Here is an 18,236-nt window from a genome sequence, read left to right as displayed (position 1 = left end):
GATGAGAGCAGTCGATGGGTGGGCGCGGGAAAGGTCGATTTTCAACAGGTTTCGATCCTGGCGCAATGGTTCATCCATCGACGACGCGCGAGCGGAATCCCTTCCGCCCGCCCGCCGGAACGCAGCCGTCAGAACCGGTGCCGCATGCCGACGGTCGCCGCGACCTGCGTGTTCGTCGACGACGCGCCCAGCCCGTTGATGCTCGCGAAGCCGAGCGTCGTGCCCGATGCAACGCCGGACTGGTGCTGGTACACCGTTTCCGCGTACACGTCGGTGCGCTTGCTCAGCGCGTAGTCGGCCATCAGCGATACCTGATGCCACTTCGGGCGATGGCTGCCGGCGGCGTCGTCGAAGCGGCCGTCGGTAAACGTATAGGCGCCGGCGAACGACACTGCCGAATTCAGCGCATACCGGGCGTTGACCTCGTAGTTGTCGAAGCGCAGCGAATTCAGCGCGCCCGGCAGCGACGACGCGGCCGTCCGGTCGAACATCGAATGCGTCCACAGCGCGCCGACCGTCAGCCGCTCGAACGTGTAGCTGCCGCCCGCGCCCATCACGCGCTGGCGGGCCGACGGAAAGTTCGCGTTGTCGTTGGTCGACAGCGCGCCGCCCGTGGTCAGGCCGCCGCGATTGAGCTGCAGGTACGCGGCGCCGAAGTTGACCGGACCGTTCGCATACGACAGGCCGGCGCTGTACGCGCGGTTGTCAGCAAAGCCGGGCTGGTTGCTGAGGCCGTACAGGCCGGAGAACTGAAACCCGGCGATCGTCGGGCTCGTGTACTTGACCGCATTGTTGATGTAGAACGAATCGTCGACGTTGTCGTTGTCGAACGGGTGCGCGGCAAGGTTGTTGCCGTCGCCGTTGTTCGACATCGCGAGCGGGCCCAGGAAATCGACGACGGCGTCGTATTGCCGGCCGAGGGTCAGCGTGCCGTAACGGTCGTCCTGCAGGCCGACGTACGCGCGACGGCCGAACATCGAATCCTTGTAGGACTGCGTGCCGTTGTTCAGGTTGAATCCGCTTTCGAGCCGGAAGATCGCGTGAAGGCCGCCACCGAGATCTTCCGCGCCGTTCAGGCCGAACACCGTGTTCGACAGCAGCCCGCTGCCTTGCTGCCAGACGCTCTTGCCCGACTGGTTGTTCACGTACGCGATGCCGGCATCCAGCATCCCGTAGAGGGTGACGCTGCTTTGTGCGTGTGCGGTGACGCTGAGCACGGCGACCGAGAGGGCGCCGATGACTTCTTTTTTCATTGTTGGACTTCCTGGAAAGACCCGTTTCGACGGGCGAGCTACGAATGACGAGCGCGATCGACGCCGATCGCGCTCGTCTGAACCGGTAAAAGAGGGAAGGCCGCGCCGGACGCGCGGCGTGCGCGACGCCTGCGCTCCGGGGGCCGCCTAGCGCCGCGACGGGCGGATCGCGCCCAGCTCGGCCTCGGGCAGCAGCCGGATGATCGACGACATGACCTGCGACACGAGCGACTTCGCAAGCTCGATTTGCAGGCACGCGCGGCCGGTCTGGCGATTGATCTCCGCCGTGTAGATGCTCAGCGCGGGGCCGAGCGCTTCGTGCAGCATGCGGCGCGCCGCAGCCAGGTTCCCGGTCTCGACCCGGATCGACAGCAGCACCGGGGAATCCGAGATGCGCCTGCGCGGCCGCGGCGCGATGCGCCGGCCGGATACGGCCGGTCGCGATGGGAGAAGGTGCGCAAGCGTGATCGAAGCGGCTTCGGATCTGGGCGATTTCATGCATTCATCCCCGCGCCGCATCACTGCCCGCGTTACGGAGATCCCGTCTGGAACATGGCGCTCATTCTAGGAATGGCGCTGCAGATACGGTGTATAGACTGACGGCGCGCTCGAAAAAATCACATAAAAGCGGCGCGCATCGCGCCGTGGCGCATACGAAATTCACGCTTCGCGTCTTTACACGTTTTTTACTTCGCGAAAGGAAATTGAACACCGCTTTGATATGCGGATTCCTACACTGTCGCATCCCATTCTCCCGCCGAGCGTGGGGTGGCCGTCGCCCGGCCCGATGCACCGCCGCAGCGGCGCGGGCCGGCGATATCGATAGTGCCGCGGGTTTTCCGGGCAAGCAAAACAAAAGGGGAAAGCGATGTTGTGGATTTCGGGGGGCATTTCGGTCGCGCTCTTCATCTATCTGTTTCATGCGTTGATCAAGCCGGAACGGTATTGATTCGAGCATTGCAACGGAAATTGGAAAAATATCGGTGAACCTTATGAGCGATCTGCTTTTCGTGCTGTTCACGCTCGTGTTCTTCGTGTTGACGGCCGGTTTCATCAACGGCCTGGACAGGATTTGAGCGAGCGTCGACATGTTCAATAACCTCATTCAATTTGTGATCGTGCTGGCGATCATGCTGGCGCTGGTGCCCGTCGCCGGGAAATGGCTGGCGCACGCGTTCACCAGCCCGCGCCATGCGTGGGTCGAGCAGCGCACTTACGCGCTGCTGGGCGTCGACCCGGCCGAGACGATGTCGTGGAAGCGTTACGGGATGGTGCTGCTGCTCAGCAACGCGGGCATGATGCTGCTCGGGTATCTGCTGCTGCGCGTGCAGGACATGCTGCCGTTCGATTCGCTGCAGCGTGCGTCGCAGAGCCCCGATCTCGCGTTCAACACGGCCGCGTCGTTCATCACGAACACCAACTGGCAGGCCTACGCCGGCGAAAGCAGCCTGTCGAACTTCTCGCAGATGGCGGTCATCACGTTCCTGATGACGGTCAGCGCGGCGACCGGCGTCGCCGCCGCGGGCGGCTTCATCCGCGGCCTGAGCCGCAAGAACGCGGCGGACATCGGCAACTACTGGGTGGACTTCACGCGCGTGACCTATCGCGTGCTGCTGCCGCTCTGCTTCGTGATGGCGCTGGTGTACGTGTGGCAGGGCATGCCGCAGACGCTGGCGTCGGACGCGTGGGCGACCACGCTCGAAGGGGCGCGCCAGCAGATCGTGACGGGCCCGGTCGCGAGCCTCGAGTCGATCAAGCACATCGGCACCAACGGCGGCGGCTTCTTCAGCATGAACGCCGCGCATCCGTTCGAGAATCCGACGCCGCTCACCAACACGCTGCACATGCTGAGCATGCTGCTGATTCCGTCGGCGCTGACCTATGCGCTCGGCAGCATGATCGGCCGGCGCCGCCAGGGCTGGGTGATCCTCGGCGCGTTCGTCGTGATGTTCGTCGGCTTCCTGGCGGCGATCTACCAGGCCGAGCAGCACGGCAACCCGCTGCTGACCGGGCTGGGCGTCGATCAGGTCATGAGCGCCGAACAGCCGGGCGGCAACATGGAAGGCAAGGAGATGCGCTTCGGCATCGCGCAGACGAGCCTGTTCGCGACCGTCACGACGGCCGCGACGACGGGTTCGGTCGATGCGATGCACGACTCGCTGACGCCGCTCGGCGGGCTCGTGCCGATCGCGCAGATGATGCTGAACAACGTGTTCGGCGGCGACGGCGTGGGGCTGATCAACCTGTTCACGTTCGCGATCCTGACGGTATTCCTGGTCGGCATGATGATCGGGCGCACGCCGGAATTTCTCGGCAAGAAGATCGAGGCCCGGGAAATGAAGCTCGTGATGCTCGCGGTGCTCGCGCATCCGTTCAGCATCCTCGGCTTCACCGCGATCGCCGCGATGATGCACTCGACGATGGACAGTCTCGCCAACCTCGGGCCGCACGGCTTCAGCGAAGTGCTGTACGCGTACACGTCGGGCACCGCCAACAACGGCTCCGCGTTCGCCGGCCTGAACGCGAACACGCCGTTCTTCAACACGACGATCGGCTTCGCGATGCTGATCGGCCGCTATCTCACGCTGCTGCCGATGCTGGCCGTCGCCGGCTGCCTTGCCGCCAAGAAGAGCATTCCGGAAAGCGCCGGCACGCTGTCCACGTCGACGGGCCTGTTCGCCGGCCTGCTGATCTTCGTGATCCTCGTCGTCGGCGGCCTCACGTTCCTGCCGGCGCTCGCGCTGGGCCCGATCGTCGAGCATCTGCTGATGACGAGCGGCCAACTGTTCTGAGGAAATCATCATGTCTCAAAGCAATCGCCACGCGGCGCCGGCCGCCGCGCCGGCAGCCGGATCGTCGTTCATGTCCGCCGCCGGCGGGCTCGTCAGGCCGGTGATCGCATCGTCGGTGCTGTTCATGCTCGTCACGGGCCTCGCGTATCCGCTGGTCACGACCGGCGTCGCGAACGTGCTGTTTCCGTCGCAGGCGCGCGGCAGCCTGGTCGTGCGCGACGGCGTCACCGTCGGATCGGCGGTGATCGGGCAGCCGTTCACGCGCCCGGCGTACTTCCATCCGCGCCCGAGCGCCACGGTCGGCACGGATCCCGCCGATCCGGCGAAGACCGTCGACCAGCCGTACAACGCGGCCGGCAGCGGCGCGAGCAACCAGGGCGTCGCCAGCAAGAAGCTGCTCGCCGACATCGCGGCGCGCGTGCGTGCGTACCGGCAGGAGAACGGGCTCGCGCACGACGCGCCGGTGCCGGTCGATGCGGTGACGGCGTCCGCATCCGGGCTCGATCCGGAAATCTCGATCGCGAATGCGCGGCTGCAGGCGGCGCGTGTCGCAAAAGCACGCGGCGTCGCGCCCGAGCAGGTGACGGCGCTCGTCGACCGGGTCGCCGCGCCGCGCCAGCTCGCGGTGCTCGGCGAGCCGCGCATCCGCGTGCTCGAGCTGAACATGGCGCTCGACCGCGCGCTCGGCAAAGCGGCCGGCGCGCGCTAAGGGAAGGCAAAGGAGTCCATTCATGTCCCATATCGAAACCTCGATCAACCAGGCGGCCGCCCCGATCGGCGGCGTGCCGCCGATGCGCTGGACCGTGGTGCTGCGCGAGGCGTTCAGGAAGCTCGCGCCGCAGGTGCAGTTGAAGAACCCCGTGATGTTTGTCGTCTACCTGGGCAGCATCGTCACGACGGTGCTGTGGCTGCAGGCGCTGACGGGTTCCGGCGACGCGCCGGCCGGCTTCATTTTCGGCGTCGCGTGCTGGCTGTGGTTCACGGTGCTGTTCGCGAACGCCGCCGAGGCGCTGGCCGAAGGGCGCGGCAAGGCGCAGGCCGAGGCGCTGCGCGCGGCGCGCAAGCGCGTCTATGCGAAGGTGCTCGACGAGCCGAAGCGCTACGGCAGCACGACCCATCGCGTGCCGAGCGACGAACTGGCCGCGGGCAGCATCGTGCTCGTCGAGGCCGGCGATACGATTCCCGCCGACGGCGAAGTGATCGACGGCGTCGCGTCGGTCGACGAATCGGCGATCACCGGCGAATCGGCGCCGGTGATCCGCGAGTCGGGCGGCGATTTCTCGTCGGTGACGGGCGGCACCCGCGTGCTGTCCGACTGGATCATCGTGAAGATCACAGCGAATCCGGGCGAGGCGTTCCTCGACCGCATGATCGCGATGGTCGAGGGCGCGAAGCGCGGCAAGACGCCGAACGAGATCGCGCTGTCGATCCTGCTGGTCGCGCTGACGATCATCTTCCTGCTCGTGTGCGTGACGCTGCTGCCGTTCTCGCACTTCAGCGTGCTGCTCAATGCGTCCGGTTCGGCCGTGAGCCTGACCGTGCTGATCGCGCTGCTGGTCTGCCTGATTCCGACGACGATCGGCGCGCTGCTGTCGGCGATCGGCATCGCGGGGATGAGCCGCATGATGCGCGCGAACGTGCTCGCCACGTCGGGCCGCGCGATCGAGGCGGCGGGCGACGTCGACGTGCTGCTGCTCGACAAGACCGGCACGATCACGCTCGGCAACCGCGAGGCGGTGCAGTTCCGCCCGGCGTCCGGCGTGGACGAGCGCACGCTCGCGGAAGCCGCGCAGTTGTCGTCGCTCGCGGACGAGACGCCGGAAGGGCGCTCGATCGTCGCGCTCGCGAAGCAGCGGTTCGGCTTGCATGTGCGCGGGGTCGACGGCAGTATCGCGGTGCCGTTCAGCGCGCGCACCCGGATGAGCGGGCTCGACATCGGCGATCGCCAGGTGCGCAAGGGCGCGGCGTCCGCGATCCGCGCGCACGTCGACGCGCTCGGCGGCGTGTTTCCGGGCGAGGTCGAAGCGTCGGTCAGCGACATCGCGCGCCGCGGCGGCACGCCGCTCGTGGTCGCCGACGGCAGCCGGGTGCTGGGCACGATCGAGCTGAAGGACATCGTCAAGCACGGCATCAAGGCGCGCTTCGCCGAGCTGCGCAAGGTCGGCGTGAAGACCGTGATGATCACCGGCGACAACCGGCTGACGGCGGCGGCGATCGCGGCGGAGGCGGGCGTCGACGACTATCTCGCGGAAGCGACGCCGGAAGACAAGCTGCGCCTCATTCGCGAGCATCAGGCGAAGGGCCATCTGGTCGCGATGACGGGCGACGGCACCAACGACGCGCCGGCGCTGGCCCAGGCCGACGTGGCGGTGGCGATGCACAGCGGCACGCAGGCGGCCAAGGAAGCGGCCAACATGGTCGACCTGGACAGCAGCCCGACGAAGCTGATGCAGGTCGTCGAGGTCGGCAAGCAGATGATCATGACGCGCGGCGCGCTGACGACGTTCAGCGTGGCCAACGATCTCGCGAAGTACTTCGCGATCATTCCGGCGGCGTTCGTCGCCACGTATCCGGCGCTCGGCGCGCTGAACGTGATGCGGCTGCACAGCCCGACGTCGGCGATCCTGTCGGCGGTGATCTTCAACGCGCTGATCATCGTCGCGCTGATCCCGCTCGCGCTGAAGGGCGTGAAGTACCGCGCCGAGCCGGCGGAGAAGCTGCTGTGGCGCAACCTGATGATCTATGGCGTGGGGGGCATCGTCGCACCCTTCATCGGCATCAAGCTCATCGACATGCTGCTGACGCCGTTCGTCTGACCGACGCGACGCGCCGTCCGGCCCCGCGCGCCTGCTCCGGCGCGCGCGGGGCCGGACGGCATTTGACTTGCAGGGACTGAACGTGAACGAAACGCAACGACACACGAACCACCTGCGTGAGATCGCCGCCCGGGAGCCGGCGCGAGCGGGCTCCGGCCGATGGCGGGCCATCTTCGACGCCTGCACCGGCGGCGCGGCCCGGCTCGCCTGGGCCGACCCGGGCGGCGGGCCGGCCCGGCCCGACAGCGGCACGCGCGCGCACGTGCGAACGCGCCTGCACGATCGGGCGTCGCCTTATTACGCGCCGCTCGCGTGGGCCACCGTCATCTGCGGATTGGCGACCGTCGTGGCGAGCGTGCTGCTGCGCGTGTTCGACCTGTCGAACGTCGTGATGCTGTTCCTGATGACGGTCGTGTTCGTCTCGCTGCGGCTGGGCCGCGTGGCGGGCGCGTGGGCGGCGTTCCTGTGCGTCGGCTGCTTCGACTTCTTCTTCGTCGAGCCGAGATGGTCGTTCGCGGTGTCCGATACGCAATACGTGTTCACGTTCGCGCTGATGCTCGCGGTGGCGCTGGCGATCGGCCAGCTCGCGGCGCGCCTGCGCGCGGAGGCGCGCGCCGCGCGGGCGAACGAGAAGCGCTCGGCGACGCTCGCGCGCGTGGCGCGCGACCTTTCCGCGGCGATGGAGACCGAGCAGATCGTGTCGGTGTGCACCGGCACCATCGCGCCGCTGCTCGGCGTGCACGTCGCGCTCGTGCTGCCCGACGCGGACGACCGGCTGCAGATCGCGCGCGACGCGTGGTTCGTCGATCCGTCGGCGGCCCGCTGGACTTACGACCATGCGCAGGCCGCCGGACGCGGCACGCCGACGCTCGACGGCGCGGTGGCGCTCTACTTGCCGCTGAAGGCGCCGATGCGGGTGCGCGGCGTGCTCGCGCTGCTCGCCGACGCGCAGCCGATTCCAACGGACCCGAACGACCGGCGCCTGCTCGATGCGCTGTGCTCGTCGATCGCGATGGCGCTGGAGCGCGTGCATTATGTCGGCGTCGCGCAGCACACGATGGTCAGGATGGAAGGCGAGCGGCTGCGCAACGCGCTGCTGGCCGCCGTGTCGCACGACCTGAAGACGCCGCTGACCGCGATCCGCGGGCTGGCCGAGACGCTCGAGCAGCCGGAGCGGCTCGCGCCGGGGCAGCCGGCCGGGCTCGCGCGGGCCATCCGCGATCAGGCCGAGGCGTTGCATGGTCTCGTCGTGAACCTGCTCGATCTCGCGCGCATGCAGAGCGAAGGCGTGCGGCTGAACCGCGAGTGGCACATGCTCGACGAGATCGTCGGCAGCGCGCTCGCGCATTCGGCCTGCATGCTGGGCGGCCGCGGCGTGAAGGCGGACCTGCCGGCCGACTTGCCGCTGATCGACGTCGATGCGCTGCTGGTCGAGCGCGTGCTGATGAACCTGCTCGACAACGCCGCGAAGTACGCGGGCGCCGACGCGTCGGTGGCGGTGCGCGCGCACGTGTCCGGCGAGGCGATGGTCGTGTGCGTCGAGGACGACGGCCCCGGTTTCGCCGCCCGCGAGGCCGAGCGGCTGTTCGAGCCGTTCGAGCGCGGCCGCAAGGCATCGTCGATCGCCGGCGTGGGCCTCGGGCTCGCGTTGTGCCGGAGCATCGTCAATGCGCACGGCGGGTCGATCCGCGCGGTGCCGCTCGAACCGCACGGCGCGCGGTTCGAGATTCGCTTGCCGTTGGGCGTGCCGCCCGATATCGAACACGAGAGTCGAACATGATCAGATCACGCGTGCTTATCGTCGAGGACGAAGCCGACATCCGCCGCTTCGTCAGGATGGCGCTGGAACAGGAGGGCATGGATGCCTGCGAGGCGTCGACGGCCAGGGAGGCGCGCATGTATGCGGCGAGCAGCAAGCCCGACCTCGTGATCGTCGACCTCGGGTTGCCCGACGACGACGGCAAGGCGTTCATCCGCGAGCTGCGCGGCTGGTCGACGGTGCCGGTGATCGTGCTGTCCGCGCGGCAGCAGGAAGTGGAAAAGGTCGCCGCGCTCGATGCGGGCGCGGACGATTACCTCGCGAAGCCGTTCGGCGTGCCCGAGCTGCTGGCGCGCGCCCGCGCGCAGCTGCGCCGCGCGGCGGTCGTGTCGACCGACGGGCAAGCGTCGTCGATCGTGCGATTCGGCGGCGTGGTCGTCGACCTCGGCAAGCACGAAGTCGTCCGCGACGGCGAGCCGGTGCACCTGACCCGGCTCGAGTTCCGGCTGCTCGCCGCGCTGATTCGCGGACGCGGCGGCGTGATCGCCGCGCGGCAGCTGCTCGCGGAAGTCTGGGGCGTTCACGACGCGGACCGCGCGCACTACGTGCGGGTCTACATGACGAACCTGCGGCAGAAGCTCGAGGAGACGCCGGCGACGCCTCGTTATCTGCTCACCGAATTGCAGTTCGGCTACCGGCTGGTCGGTCTGGAGGCCGTTGGCGCCGCGCCGCGCGCGGAAACCGGGGCCTGAGCCGTCGCGCATGGCCGCTCGACGAGGTATAGACAAGTGCATTGCCGTAGCCTGCCGGGCGACGCCGTTCCGGAGCGCCGATCTTAAGCCATCCGTAATGCGTAGTTAATTGAAATACAAGGAAATTCTGCTCGCGAAAAACAATCCGCCGACAATTAGAGATAAACACGGATTGCTGATGGAAGGTGGTAAACGGCAAAGTTGTATGTACAACTTGGGCGGCCATTCGAGGTACGCCGGTTGGGGCGGGTTCGCGGCGGCAGCGCCGCGCCGGAAGAGCGGGCGTCGCCCGCCCGGCTGCGAGCCCGTCGTCCAGTTCGCCATTCACAGGAACACCATGAAGAAGCTCGCGCTCAGTGTTGCCCTTGCATGCATCGCGGTCGGTGCCCACGCCAAAGATTGGTCGACGATCCGTTTCGGCGTCGACGCCAGCTACCCGCCTTTCGAATCGAAAGGCGTCGACGGCAAGGTAGTCGGCTTCGACGTCGATCTCGGCAACGAGATCTGCGCGCGCCTGAAGGCGAAGTGCGTGTGGATCGAGAATGATTTCGACGGGATGATTCCCGCGCTGAAGGCGAAGAAGTTCGACGGCGTGCTGTCGTCGATGTCGATGACGCCGGCGCGCGCCGAGCAGATCGCGTTCTCCGACAAGCTGTTCAACACGCCGACCCGTCTCGTCGCGAAGAAGGGCTCGCCGGTGCAGCCGAGCGCCGAAGCGCTGAAGGGCAAGTCGGTCGGCGTCGAGCAGGGCACGATCCAGGAAACCTACGCGAAGACCTACTGGGCGCCGAAGGGCGTGCAGGTCGTGCCGTACCAGAACCAGGACGGCGTGTACCAGGACCTGATCTCCGGCCGCCTCGACGCCGCGCTGCAGGATGCGGTGCAGGCCGACATCGGCTTCCTGAAGACGCCGCGCGGCGCGGGCTTCCAGTTCGCCGGCGGCGACATCGACGATCCGAAGACGCTCGGCAACGGCGCGGGCATCGGCCTGCGCAAGGAAGACGCCGACCTGAAGGTGAAGATCGACCACGCGATCGCCGACATGCTGAAGGACGGCACCTACAGGAAGCTCGAGAAGAAGTACTTCGCATTCGACGTCTACGGCGGCTGATCGCCTTGCGGCGCGGCTCGCGAGAGCCGCGCCGCGCGCCTTTCCGGATACGCTCACATGATTTTCCAAGGATTTGGCCCGCTACTGTGGGCCGGCACGGTCGAGACCGTGAAGCTCGCCGTGCTGTCGCTCGCCGCGTCGCTCGTGCTGGGGCTCGCCGGCGCGGCCGCGAAACTGTCGACGAACCGCGCGTGCGCGGCGGTCGGCACCTTCTACACGACGCTGATCCGCGCGGTGCCCGACCTCGTGCTGATGCTGCTGCTGTTCTACGGGATACAGATCCTGCTGAACAACGTGACCGACCTGCTCGGCTGGGACCAGATCGACATCGACCCGTTCGCGGCCGGCGTCGTGACCCTCGGCTTCATCTACGGCGCGTACTTCACCGAGACGTTTCGCGGCGCGTTCCTCGCGGTGCCGCGCGGCCAGCTCGAAGCGGGCTTCGCGTACGGGATGAGCGGTTGGCGCGTGTTTCGCCGCATCCTGTTCCCGCAGATGATGCGCTTCGCGCTGCCGGGCATCGGCAACAACTGGCAGGTGCTCGTGAAGGCGACCGCGCTGGTGTCGATCATCGGGCTCGCCGACGTCGTGAAGGCGTCGCAGGATGCGGGCAAGAGCACGCTGAACTTCTTTTTCTTCACGCTCGCGGCGGGCGCGATCTACCTCGCGATCACGACGGTGTCGAACGTCGTGCTGCACCATCTCGAGAAGCGTTATTCGGCCGGCGTCCGGAGGCTCGCACTGTGATCGCACTCATCAGCCAGTACTGGCAAAACTATCTGTATACCGACGGCTACCGCTTCAGCGGGCTCGCGATCACGCTGTGGCTGCTCGTCGTGTCGATCGTGCTCGGCTTCCTGCTTGCGGTGCCGCTCGCGATTGCGCGCGCGTCGAGCAACCGCTGGGTGTCGGGGCCGGTGTGGCTCTACACGTACGTGTTCCGCGGCACGCCGCTCTACGTGCAGCTGCTGATGTGCTACACGGGCATCTACAGCCTGCAGGTCGTGCATGACCACGTGCTGCTCGACACGTTCTTTCGCAATGCGATGAACTGCACGCTGCTCGCGTTCGTGCTGAACGAATGCGCGTATGCGACGGAGATCTTCGCGGGCGCGATCAAGGCGACGTCGGCGGGCGAGATCGAGGCCGGCCTCGCATACGGGATGTCGCGCTTCAAGCTCTATGCACGCGTCATCCTGCCGTCCGCGCTGCGCCGCTCGCTGCCGAGCTACAGCAACGAAGTGATCCTGATGCTGCATGCGACGACGCTCGCGTTCACCGCGACCGTGCCGGACATCCTGAAGGTCACGCGCGACGTCAACTCGGCGACGTACATGTCGTTCCACGCATACGGCATCGCGGCGGCGCTGTACGCGGTGGTGGTCTTCGCGCTCATCTGGGCATTCCGCAAGCTCGAGGCGCGCTGGCTCGCGTACCTGTCGCCCCGCGGCCATTGACGCATTCAAGCATTCGAAAGGAAACACACGCATGTACAAGCTCATCGTTGAGGACCTGCACAAGAAGTTCGGCGACAACGAGGTGTTGAAGGGCGTCTCGATGAAGGCGAAGGCCGGCGACGTGATCAGCATCATCGGGTCGAGCGGCTCGGGCAAGAGCACGTTTCTCCGCTGCATCAATTTTCTCGAGCAGCCGTGCTCGGGGCAGATCACGATCGGCAGCGAGCCGATCCAGACCGCGCGCGACAAGGCCGGCTCGCTGCGCGTCGCCGACCAGAAGCAGCTGCAGCGGATGCGCACGAAGCTGTCGATGGTGTTCCAGCATTTCAACCTGTGGGCGCACATGACGGTGCTGGAGAACGTGATCGAGGCGCCGATGGCCGTGCTCGGGCTCGGCAAGGACGAGGCCGTCGCGCGGGCGCGCAAGTATCTGGAGAAGGTCGGTCTGCCGGCGCGGGTCGAGGGGATGTATCCGTCGCATCTGTCGGGCGGGCAGCAGCAGCGCGTGGCGATTGCGCGGGCGCTCGCGATGGAGCCGGAAGTGATGCTGTTTGACGAGCCGACGTCGGCGCTCGATCCGGAACTCGTCGGCGAAGTGCTGAAGGTGATGCAGGCGCTCGCCGAGGAAGGGCGGACGATGGTCGTCGTCACGCACGAGATGGGGTTTGCGCGGAACGTGTCGAATCACGTGATCTTCCTGCATCAGGGGAAGATCGAGGAAGAAGGGCATCCGCAGGAGATCCTCGTCAATCCGAAGAGCGAGCGGCTGGGGCAGTTTCTGTCGGGTCGGTTGAAGTAGGGGGGCGGGCCGCTCGCGGCGAAATATCGACGCGAGTGGATGCGCCGGCCTCGACAGCTAATTGATTGGATGCCAGCAGGCGATCGCTTTGCCCGCACGCGTGACTTCGGCAATTCCGTGTTGCCGTCCGATTCGTCTCAGTTCGTTCTTGAGTTGACGCAAGGTTCGGCGAGCGTTGAGGTTGATTGGCGTTTCTCTACGATGACCGGCGTGTCGCTGATATGCGTCGAGCGATTGCAGGCGATTGAGCATGGAAAATCGATGAGGGCTTCCTCCGGCCAAATAGACCTCCCGCAAACCGGGCGATAACCAGGACAGCAACTCGAGCGCGCGATCGTAGCTCAGTTGAAGCCGGGCAATGGCCTCGGTCGGTGTGGCCGGCGGACCTTTCACGCGACGAGGCGGACGATTGGGGCGAGCGCGCCGCTCCTCGAATAGCGGACCGGATTTCCAGACAGGTTCGAGATGCGCGATTCGATTACGCAGATCCTTGCAATAGTCGATACGTGCATGGAGGGAATCGCGATTTCGTTGCTTGTCCCAGAAGTTGAGCGACGAATGTCGATGTCCCGGGAACGCTTCAGTCAGAATCCCGGACCATTGCAAAGCTGCGCCGCTTATTGTCGACCTGACATCGAGGAGATGTGGCCAGAATCCGAACGTCAACTTCGATATCACGTCGTCAGGCGACGGAACTGGTGTTCGCGGCACGCTCTGTAACGTTTGCGATGCCCGGATCATGTGATGCGTGACCTTCTTGACGGCCTCCCTGGATTTCGGATCCAGCGCCGGATGGTTGTACCAGTCAGCAGATGTCCCCGTCCCAACCCCGAAGCGTCTGCTGAGAGCGAAGTGCAATTGATTGCGCAGAGCGATTTCGGCGAGGGCAAGAATCCGAGCGAGTTCTACCGAAATCGCATCATTCCAGCAGTACAGGCCGTAAACCGCTCGGTCGCAGGCGGCACCGAAAAACCGGCGGTAGTTGCTCAGGCGCGGTGACGACAGGGCTTCAACCGCGCTTACGATGTGAACTTGCTTCAAGTTACTCATGACCTTGAACTTGTCGGGTAAGCGCTGGGAATCAACGCTTGTTGCGCTCTCGTTCACGCGACAGACCTCAAGTGCCCAGACGCCAACGGAAGGAAAGGCCGCCTCGTGCGGCCTTTTGTTTGTTAGCGTCATCCAATGGATTGATTTGCTTTTCCGCGGAGGGGCACTGCGTCCTGGATAGACGTGACTTCCATGATGCGCATTCGCGCATCGAAGCGTCACTTCTCCAAATGGCATATTGCGTTTGGCGAAAGGCGGGTGTCTCCGAGCGGGAGTACCGCTTGCGTTGCCAGGCGACGTCTCGACATGGCGCGCCATACGATCTCGCATCGCTTTCCAAATCATGCGAGGCGCTAATTCGATCAAGGACTGACGCGCAATGCGCATGCTTCCGACTGCGACGATCGTTGCGTGTGCCGTCCTTGCTCCGGCGATTGCCGAAGCGCATTCGCACCGGGTGTGTCATTTCGACCATCACCACCATCGCGTGTGTCGCTGGGCGCGGTAAGCAATAGCAGGCCCGGCGCACGTCCGGGAGGCGGCGTGCATGTCGATCGGTGCGTTCGCACAAGCTCCGGCAAGCGCGCTGGCCGCGCCGGCGCGTGACTTCAGTTCGGCGACAGTTCTCCCGTCGCCCGATAGCCCCCGGTCATCCGCGCCGCGAGCAGCGCATGCAGCGTCACATAGCGTGTGCCCGTGGCCGCGCCCGTCTTGCCCGCCGTACGATCGTACGGCTCGTTGTCATGAATCGTCGCGCGCACGATCGGATAGACCTGCGTTTCCCAGCGGTTGCCATTGAACACACCGTAGTGTCCGGCGCCCGTCTGCACGTGATGCGTCTTCAGGTACGGCGGCAGCCCCGAACACAGCTCCTGCGCGGCGACCGTCTGGCCGATCGCGCAGATGTCGTCCTTCTCCCCCTCGATCGTCAGCAACGCGGTGCGGTGGATCGCGGCCGGCTCGACGAGCTGCCCGCCGACCGTCAGCTCGCCGCGCGCGAGCGCGTATTGCTGGAACACCTTCTCGACGGTTTCCAGATAGAACTCCGCAGTCAGATCGGCCGTCGCGAAGTACTCGTCGTAAAAGTGCCGCAACGCATCGGCCTTCGCGGGGTCGCCCTTCGCGCGTTCGTAATACAGATCGGAGAACGACGATGCGTGGCGATCCGGATTCATCGACATGAACGCGCCGACCTGCACGAACCCCGGATACACGCGTCGCTGCGCGCCCGGAAAGCCCGACGGCACGACGCTGATCAGATGACGCGCGAACCAGTCGATCGGACGGCTCGTTGCAAGCTCGTTGACCTTCGTCGGATTCACGCGGCAATCGATCGGGCCCGCCATCAGCGTCAGGCTCGCGGGCTGGGCCGGATCGCCGCCGGCCGCCATCAGCGCGACGGCCGCGAGCGCGGCGACGGTCGGCTGGCAGATCGCCAGCACGTGCGCGTCCGGGCCGATGTGGCGGATGAAATCGATCAGGTGCCGGACGTATTCGTCGAAGCCGAAGCGTCCGGCCCGCAGCGGGATGTCGCGCGGGTTGTGCCAGTCGGTGATGTACACGTCGTGATCGGCGAGCATCGTGCGCACCGTGCCGCGCAGCAGCGTCGCGAAATGCCCGGACATCGGCGCGACGATCAGCACGCGCGGCTGCCGCGCGACCGGCAGCGTCTTGCGAAAGTGCAGCAGCGTGCCGAACGGCGTGCCGGCCGCCGCGTGCTCGACGACCGGCACCGTTGCGCCGTCGACGTCGACCGCGTCGATGCCGAACGGCGGGCGCCGGTGCGAGAACGCGCAGCATTCGAACAGTTCGCACCACGCGTCGAGCGTCCGGCCGGACGGTGTCGACGCGGCCGGGGGCCACATCGACATCGATGCGCGCATGCAGGCGGCCCAGGCGCGCGCGGGCCGCGTGCATTCGGCGAACCACTGATAGCAAGGGTAGGCAAGCAAGTTCATGACCGTCGCGCCTCGTGCCGCTGTCCGTCGAACGAGGCAAGGCGTGTGCCAGTCGGTGGCTGGCACGCACGTTGCACGCTCTGACGGGGCACAGCGGCGTGCAGGCGGGCGCTCGGCCCGAAGGGCGCATGCGGCGCGACGCAAAACGTTTCATCGATGCAACGCGGCGGCGCCGGCACGACGCTGCGCCAGACCGGCGAATCCAGTGCACGGCGATGGTGCGGCGCAAGCGCGGCGCCGGTCGTTTTCGGTGCACGCGCACGACAGGCATTCACAGGGGACGCGACATGAAATCCGCAGGAGAAACGACGCTGACCATCAGCAGCCGGAACTATTCGTCGTGGTCGATGCGCGGCTGGCTGCTCGCGAAGCTGAGCGGCCTGCCGTTCGACACGGTGATGGTGCCGATCGATGCCGCGTCGCGCGCCGAACTGCTGCTGCTGTCGCCGTCGATACTGGTGCCGTGCCTGACGCATGAAGGCATCAAGGTGTGGGACACGCTCGCGATCGCGGAATACCTGAACGAGATCTGCCCCGGCGCGCGGCTGCTGCCACAGGAGCGGCATGCGCGCGCCCATTGCCGCTCGATCTGCGGCGAGATGCATTCGGGGTTCAACGCGTTGCGTTCCGCGCTGCCGATGAACCTGCGCGCGCATTTTCCGGAATTCCGCATCTGGTCGCGCGCGCAGCACGACATCGAACGGATCGTGACCATCTGGCGCGAATGCCTCGCGCAGTATCGCGGGCCCTGGCTGTTCGGCGGCGAGATCGGCGTGGCCGACGCGATGTACGCGCCGGTCGTCACGCGCTTCCTGACCTACGACGTGAAGCTCGAACCCGACATCGCCGAGTACTGCATGCGCGTGCTCGCGCAGCCGTTCGTCGCGGAATGGATCGACGCGGCGAAGGCGGAGCAGGACGATATCGACGAGCTGGACATGGAGTTTTGAGTACCGGAGCGCGTGCGGCGCACGAATGGTAACGCGCGCGCCACGTTCAAACATCGGACGAATGGCGTCTGACCAGAGCGCGCTTAAATCTGAAGAATCGACGAGCGGCGTGTTCTCCCGTCACGGCGGGCCTCGCGCGCGACAGGGGTAAACATCGCGGGCGCGTTGCCGATAACGCAGGTCCAGTGACCGCATGAGAAACACGTGAAGCCGCTCGTCATTCTTGTCTTTGCCGCTGCTGCCGCCACTGCGTTAGCCGGCTGCGCCCAACTTCAACCCGGACGTCAGGATGCGAATGCGCACAACGACGCCCCCGCTTCGTCGACGCCGCTCGTCGATTTCGTCATACCTGCCGACGCGCTCGGCGCGCGCGATCCGCAACTGACCGCCGTGCTCGCGAAAGTCGGCGCGCTGGCGTCGAAGCAGCCGCAACCGATGACGATACGCGTGGCCGCGCTGCCGCAGGATTTCGGCTATCTGAACCAGTCGATCCGGCGCGGCATCGCGACGCAGCGCGCGGGGGCGGTGCGCGTCGAGAACGTGGCGGCCGGCAGTTGCCGGCCGTACAGCGTTCAGGTCGGTGCGACGCAGTGACAGGAGACCTCGCGATGCTACGACTGTCGATCAGTGCGGCCATGCTCGTGTGCGGGACCGCGTTCGCGGCGCAACCCGCCGACAGCGCGGCGCCTGCGCCCGCCGCGTCCAACCAGGTGTTTCCGCCATTGCCGCCGTTCGCGTCGCTGCCGCCGGGGGCGGGCGGCGACGACGACGTGCCGGCGCCTGCGTCGGCGGGCGGGCGTCACGCGAAGAAACTGCATCACGCGCCGCCCGCGAAGCGAGCGCCGGAATTTCAGGTGCATCTCGTCGTGACCGAGGAGTCGCGCGCGGCGCTCGCCGCCGTGGACAAGAAGCTCGACGACGCGATCGCGAAGAGCGTGCGCGAGCGGCGCACGACGGGGGCCGGCGCGGCTGCGCTGGCGATGGCGCAATGAAGCGGCTGAATCGAGTCGGCCGGCGCGTCATGCTCGGCACGCTCGCGATGTTGCCGGGCCTGCTTTTCATCACGCCGGCGCGCGCCGACGACGCCGCGCCCGGCGACGCCTGCTTCGAGCGCGCAGCCGGCTACCAGGGCGTCAACCCGCAGATCCTGCGCGCGATTGCGTGGTACGAATCGAAGGGCAACCCCGGCGCGGTGCATCGCAACGCGGATGGCAGCATCGACGTCGGCCAGACCCAGATCAACTCGGTGCACTTCGGCGAGCTGCGCCGCTACGGCGTGCCGCCGGGCGCGCTGAAGGACGCGTGCGTGAACATCTACGTCGCGGCGTGGATGCTGAAGCGCAAGATGGTCCGCTACGGGAACACATGGCAGGCGATCGGCGCGTATCACTCGGAAACGCCGCATTTGCGGGACGAATACGCGCGAAGCATCCACGCGGTGCTCGTGTCCTGGGGATTGCACGAGTGAGCGGCGCGCGACCGCGCGCGTTGAAGGCCGGGAGTAAGGATCGGGGCGGGCGCGGCCGATTCGCGAGACGC

The 18,236-nt window shown here is 66.5% G+C and carries 19 protein-coding genes; 15 read left to right on the top strand and 4 right to left on the bottom strand.

Annotated elements, in window-relative coordinates:
• Positions 1 to 128: 128 nt before the first annotated feature.
• Both ACFIMZ_RS31210 and ACFIMZ_RS31205 read right to left on the bottom strand, forming a co-directional pair.
• On the bottom strand, positions 129 to 1,253 hold the full coding sequence (locus ACFIMZ_RS31210; RefSeq protein ID WP_431823295.1) for a porin: 1,125 nt from the start codon (positions 1,251 to 1,253) through the stop codon (positions 129 to 131).
• Positions 1,254 to 1,400: 147 nt separating this feature from the next.
• Complete coding sequence (locus tag ACFIMZ_RS31205; RefSeq protein ID WP_431823294.1) at positions 1,401 to 1,631, bottom strand: sugar ABC transporter permease; 231 nt, start codon at positions 1,629 to 1,631, stop codon at positions 1,401 to 1,403.
• A 490-nt stretch (positions 1,632 to 2,121) separates the two neighbouring features.
• Between ACFIMZ_RS31205 and kdpF the strand changes: the two genes are divergently transcribed.
• The 10 genes from kdpF to ACFIMZ_RS31155 all read left to right on the top strand — a co-directional run bounded on the left by kdpF (position 2,122) and on the right by ACFIMZ_RS31155 (position 12,739).
• Positions 2,122 to 2,202, top strand: coding sequence for a K(+)-transporting ATPase subunit F (gene kdpF, locus ACFIMZ_RS31200; RefSeq protein ID WP_010100205.1), 81 nt, complete (start codon positions 2,122 to 2,124; stop codon positions 2,200 to 2,202).
• Between the two features lie 139 nt (positions 2,203 to 2,341).
• Positions 2,342 to 4,045 carry a potassium-transporting ATPase subunit KdpA gene (kdpA, locus tag ACFIMZ_RS31195; protein ID WP_431823293.1) on the top strand — a complete coding sequence of 568 codons (1,704 nt, stop codon included), beginning with the start codon at positions 2,342 to 2,344 and terminating at the stop codon, positions 4,043 to 4,045.
• A gap of 10 nt (positions 4,046 to 4,055) precedes the next feature.
• Positions 4,056 to 4,754 carry a potassium-transporting ATPase subunit KdpC gene (gene kdpC / locus ACFIMZ_RS31190; RefSeq protein WP_431823292.1) on the top strand — a complete coding sequence of 233 codons (699 nt, stop codon included), beginning with the start codon at positions 4,056 to 4,058 and terminating at the stop codon, positions 4,752 to 4,754.
• A gap of 82 nt (positions 4,755 to 4,836) precedes the next feature.
• Entirely contained in the window at positions 4,837 to 6,861 is a 2,025-nt protein-coding gene (kdpB, locus tag ACFIMZ_RS31185; RefSeq protein WP_431825411.1) for a potassium-transporting ATPase subunit KdpB, read from the top strand.
• An 82-nt stretch (positions 6,862 to 6,943) separates the two neighbouring features.
• A complete protein-coding gene (locus ACFIMZ_RS31180) occupies positions 6,944 to 8,641 on the top strand; it encodes a DUF4118 domain-containing protein (RefSeq protein ID WP_431823291.1) in 1,698 nt (565 codons plus the stop codon).
• Positions 8,638 to 9,372 (top strand): response regulator, encoded by a 735-nt coding sequence (locus ACFIMZ_RS31175; RefSeq protein ID WP_431823290.1) that lies wholly within the window; start codon positions 8,638 to 8,640, stop codon positions 9,370 to 9,372. Before ACFIMZ_RS31180 ends, ACFIMZ_RS31175 begins: the two co-directional genes overlap by 4 nt.
• A gap of 337 nt (positions 9,373 to 9,709) precedes the next feature.
• The gene (locus ACFIMZ_RS31170) at positions 9,710 to 10,483 is read left to right on the top strand and encodes an ABC transporter substrate-binding protein (protein ID WP_431823289.1); all 774 of its coding nucleotides are present in this window, start codon (positions 9,710 to 9,712) and stop codon (positions 10,481 to 10,483) included.
• A gap of 57 nt (positions 10,484 to 10,540) precedes the next feature.
• Positions 10,541 to 11,230: an ABC transporter permease gene (locus ACFIMZ_RS31165; protein ID WP_084908019.1), complete on the top strand. Its 690-nt coding sequence runs from the start codon at positions 10,541 to 10,543 to the stop codon at positions 11,228 to 11,230.
• Positions 11,227 to 11,940 carry an ABC transporter permease gene (locus tag ACFIMZ_RS31160; RefSeq protein WP_431823288.1) on the top strand — a complete coding sequence of 238 codons (714 nt, stop codon included), beginning with the start codon at positions 11,227 to 11,229 and terminating at the stop codon, positions 11,938 to 11,940. The genes ACFIMZ_RS31165 and ACFIMZ_RS31160 overlap by 4 nt, the downstream gene beginning before the upstream one ends.
• Before the next feature lie 31 nt (positions 11,941 to 11,971).
• Complete coding sequence (locus ACFIMZ_RS31155; RefSeq protein ID WP_431823287.1) at positions 11,972 to 12,739, top strand: ABC transporter ATP-binding protein; 768 nt, start codon at positions 11,972 to 11,974, stop codon at positions 12,737 to 12,739.
• Positions 12,740 to 12,796: 57 nt separating this feature from the next.
• Here ACFIMZ_RS31155 and ACFIMZ_RS31150 read toward each other — a convergent pair whose 3' ends face one another.
• A complete protein-coding gene (locus ACFIMZ_RS31150) occupies positions 12,797 to 13,846 on the bottom strand; it encodes a hypothetical protein (protein WP_431823286.1) in 1,050 nt (349 codons plus the stop codon).
• Between the two features lie 322 nt (positions 13,847 to 14,168).
• Here ACFIMZ_RS31150 and ACFIMZ_RS31145 point away from each other — a divergent pair, with 322 nt between their 5' ends.
• Complete coding sequence (locus tag ACFIMZ_RS31145) at positions 14,169 to 14,297, top strand: HHHH-motif protein (RefSeq protein WP_431823285.1); 129 nt, start codon at positions 14,169 to 14,171, stop codon at positions 14,295 to 14,297.
• A 100-nt stretch (positions 14,298 to 14,397) separates the two neighbouring features.
• On the opposite strand, the gene ACFIMZ_RS31140 is transcribed toward ACFIMZ_RS31145, so the two are convergent.
• Complete coding sequence (locus ACFIMZ_RS31140) at positions 14,398 to 15,747, bottom strand: polyhydroxyalkanoate depolymerase (protein ID WP_431823284.1); 1,350 nt, start codon at positions 15,745 to 15,747, stop codon at positions 14,398 to 14,400.
• 287 nt (positions 15,748 to 16,034) lie between these two features.
• On the opposite strand from ACFIMZ_RS31140, the gene ACFIMZ_RS31135 reads away from it, so the two are divergent.
• From ACFIMZ_RS31135 to ACFIMZ_RS31120, 4 genes are all read left to right on the top strand, one after another.
• Entirely contained in the window at positions 16,035 to 16,697 is a 663-nt protein-coding gene (locus tag ACFIMZ_RS31135) for a glutathione S-transferase family protein (protein WP_431823283.1), read from the top strand.
• A gap of 204 nt (positions 16,698 to 16,901) precedes the next feature.
• A complete protein-coding gene (locus ACFIMZ_RS31130; RefSeq protein WP_431823282.1) occupies positions 16,902 to 17,291 on the top strand; it encodes a hypothetical protein in 390 nt (129 codons plus the stop codon).
• A 14-nt stretch (positions 17,292 to 17,305) separates the two neighbouring features.
• Entirely contained in the window at positions 17,306 to 17,689 is a 384-nt protein-coding gene (locus tag ACFIMZ_RS31125; RefSeq protein WP_431823281.1) for a hypothetical protein, read from the top strand.
• Between the two features lie 47 nt (positions 17,690 to 17,736).
• Positions 17,737 to 18,165 (top strand): lytic transglycosylase domain-containing protein, encoded by a 429-nt coding sequence (locus tag ACFIMZ_RS31120; RefSeq protein WP_431825410.1) that lies wholly within the window; start codon positions 17,737 to 17,739, stop codon positions 18,163 to 18,165.
• The last annotated feature ends 71 nt before the right edge of the window (positions 18,166 to 18,236 follow it).

It is taken from the genome of Burkholderia sp. F1 (assembly GCF_050813845.1).
Lineage (GTDB): Bacteria > Pseudomonadota > Gammaproteobacteria > Burkholderiales > Burkholderiaceae > Burkholderia > Burkholderia ubonensis.
The sequence above is the reverse complement of the archived record's forward strand: the minus strand, read 5'-3'. Positions and strand labels throughout refer to the sequence as shown.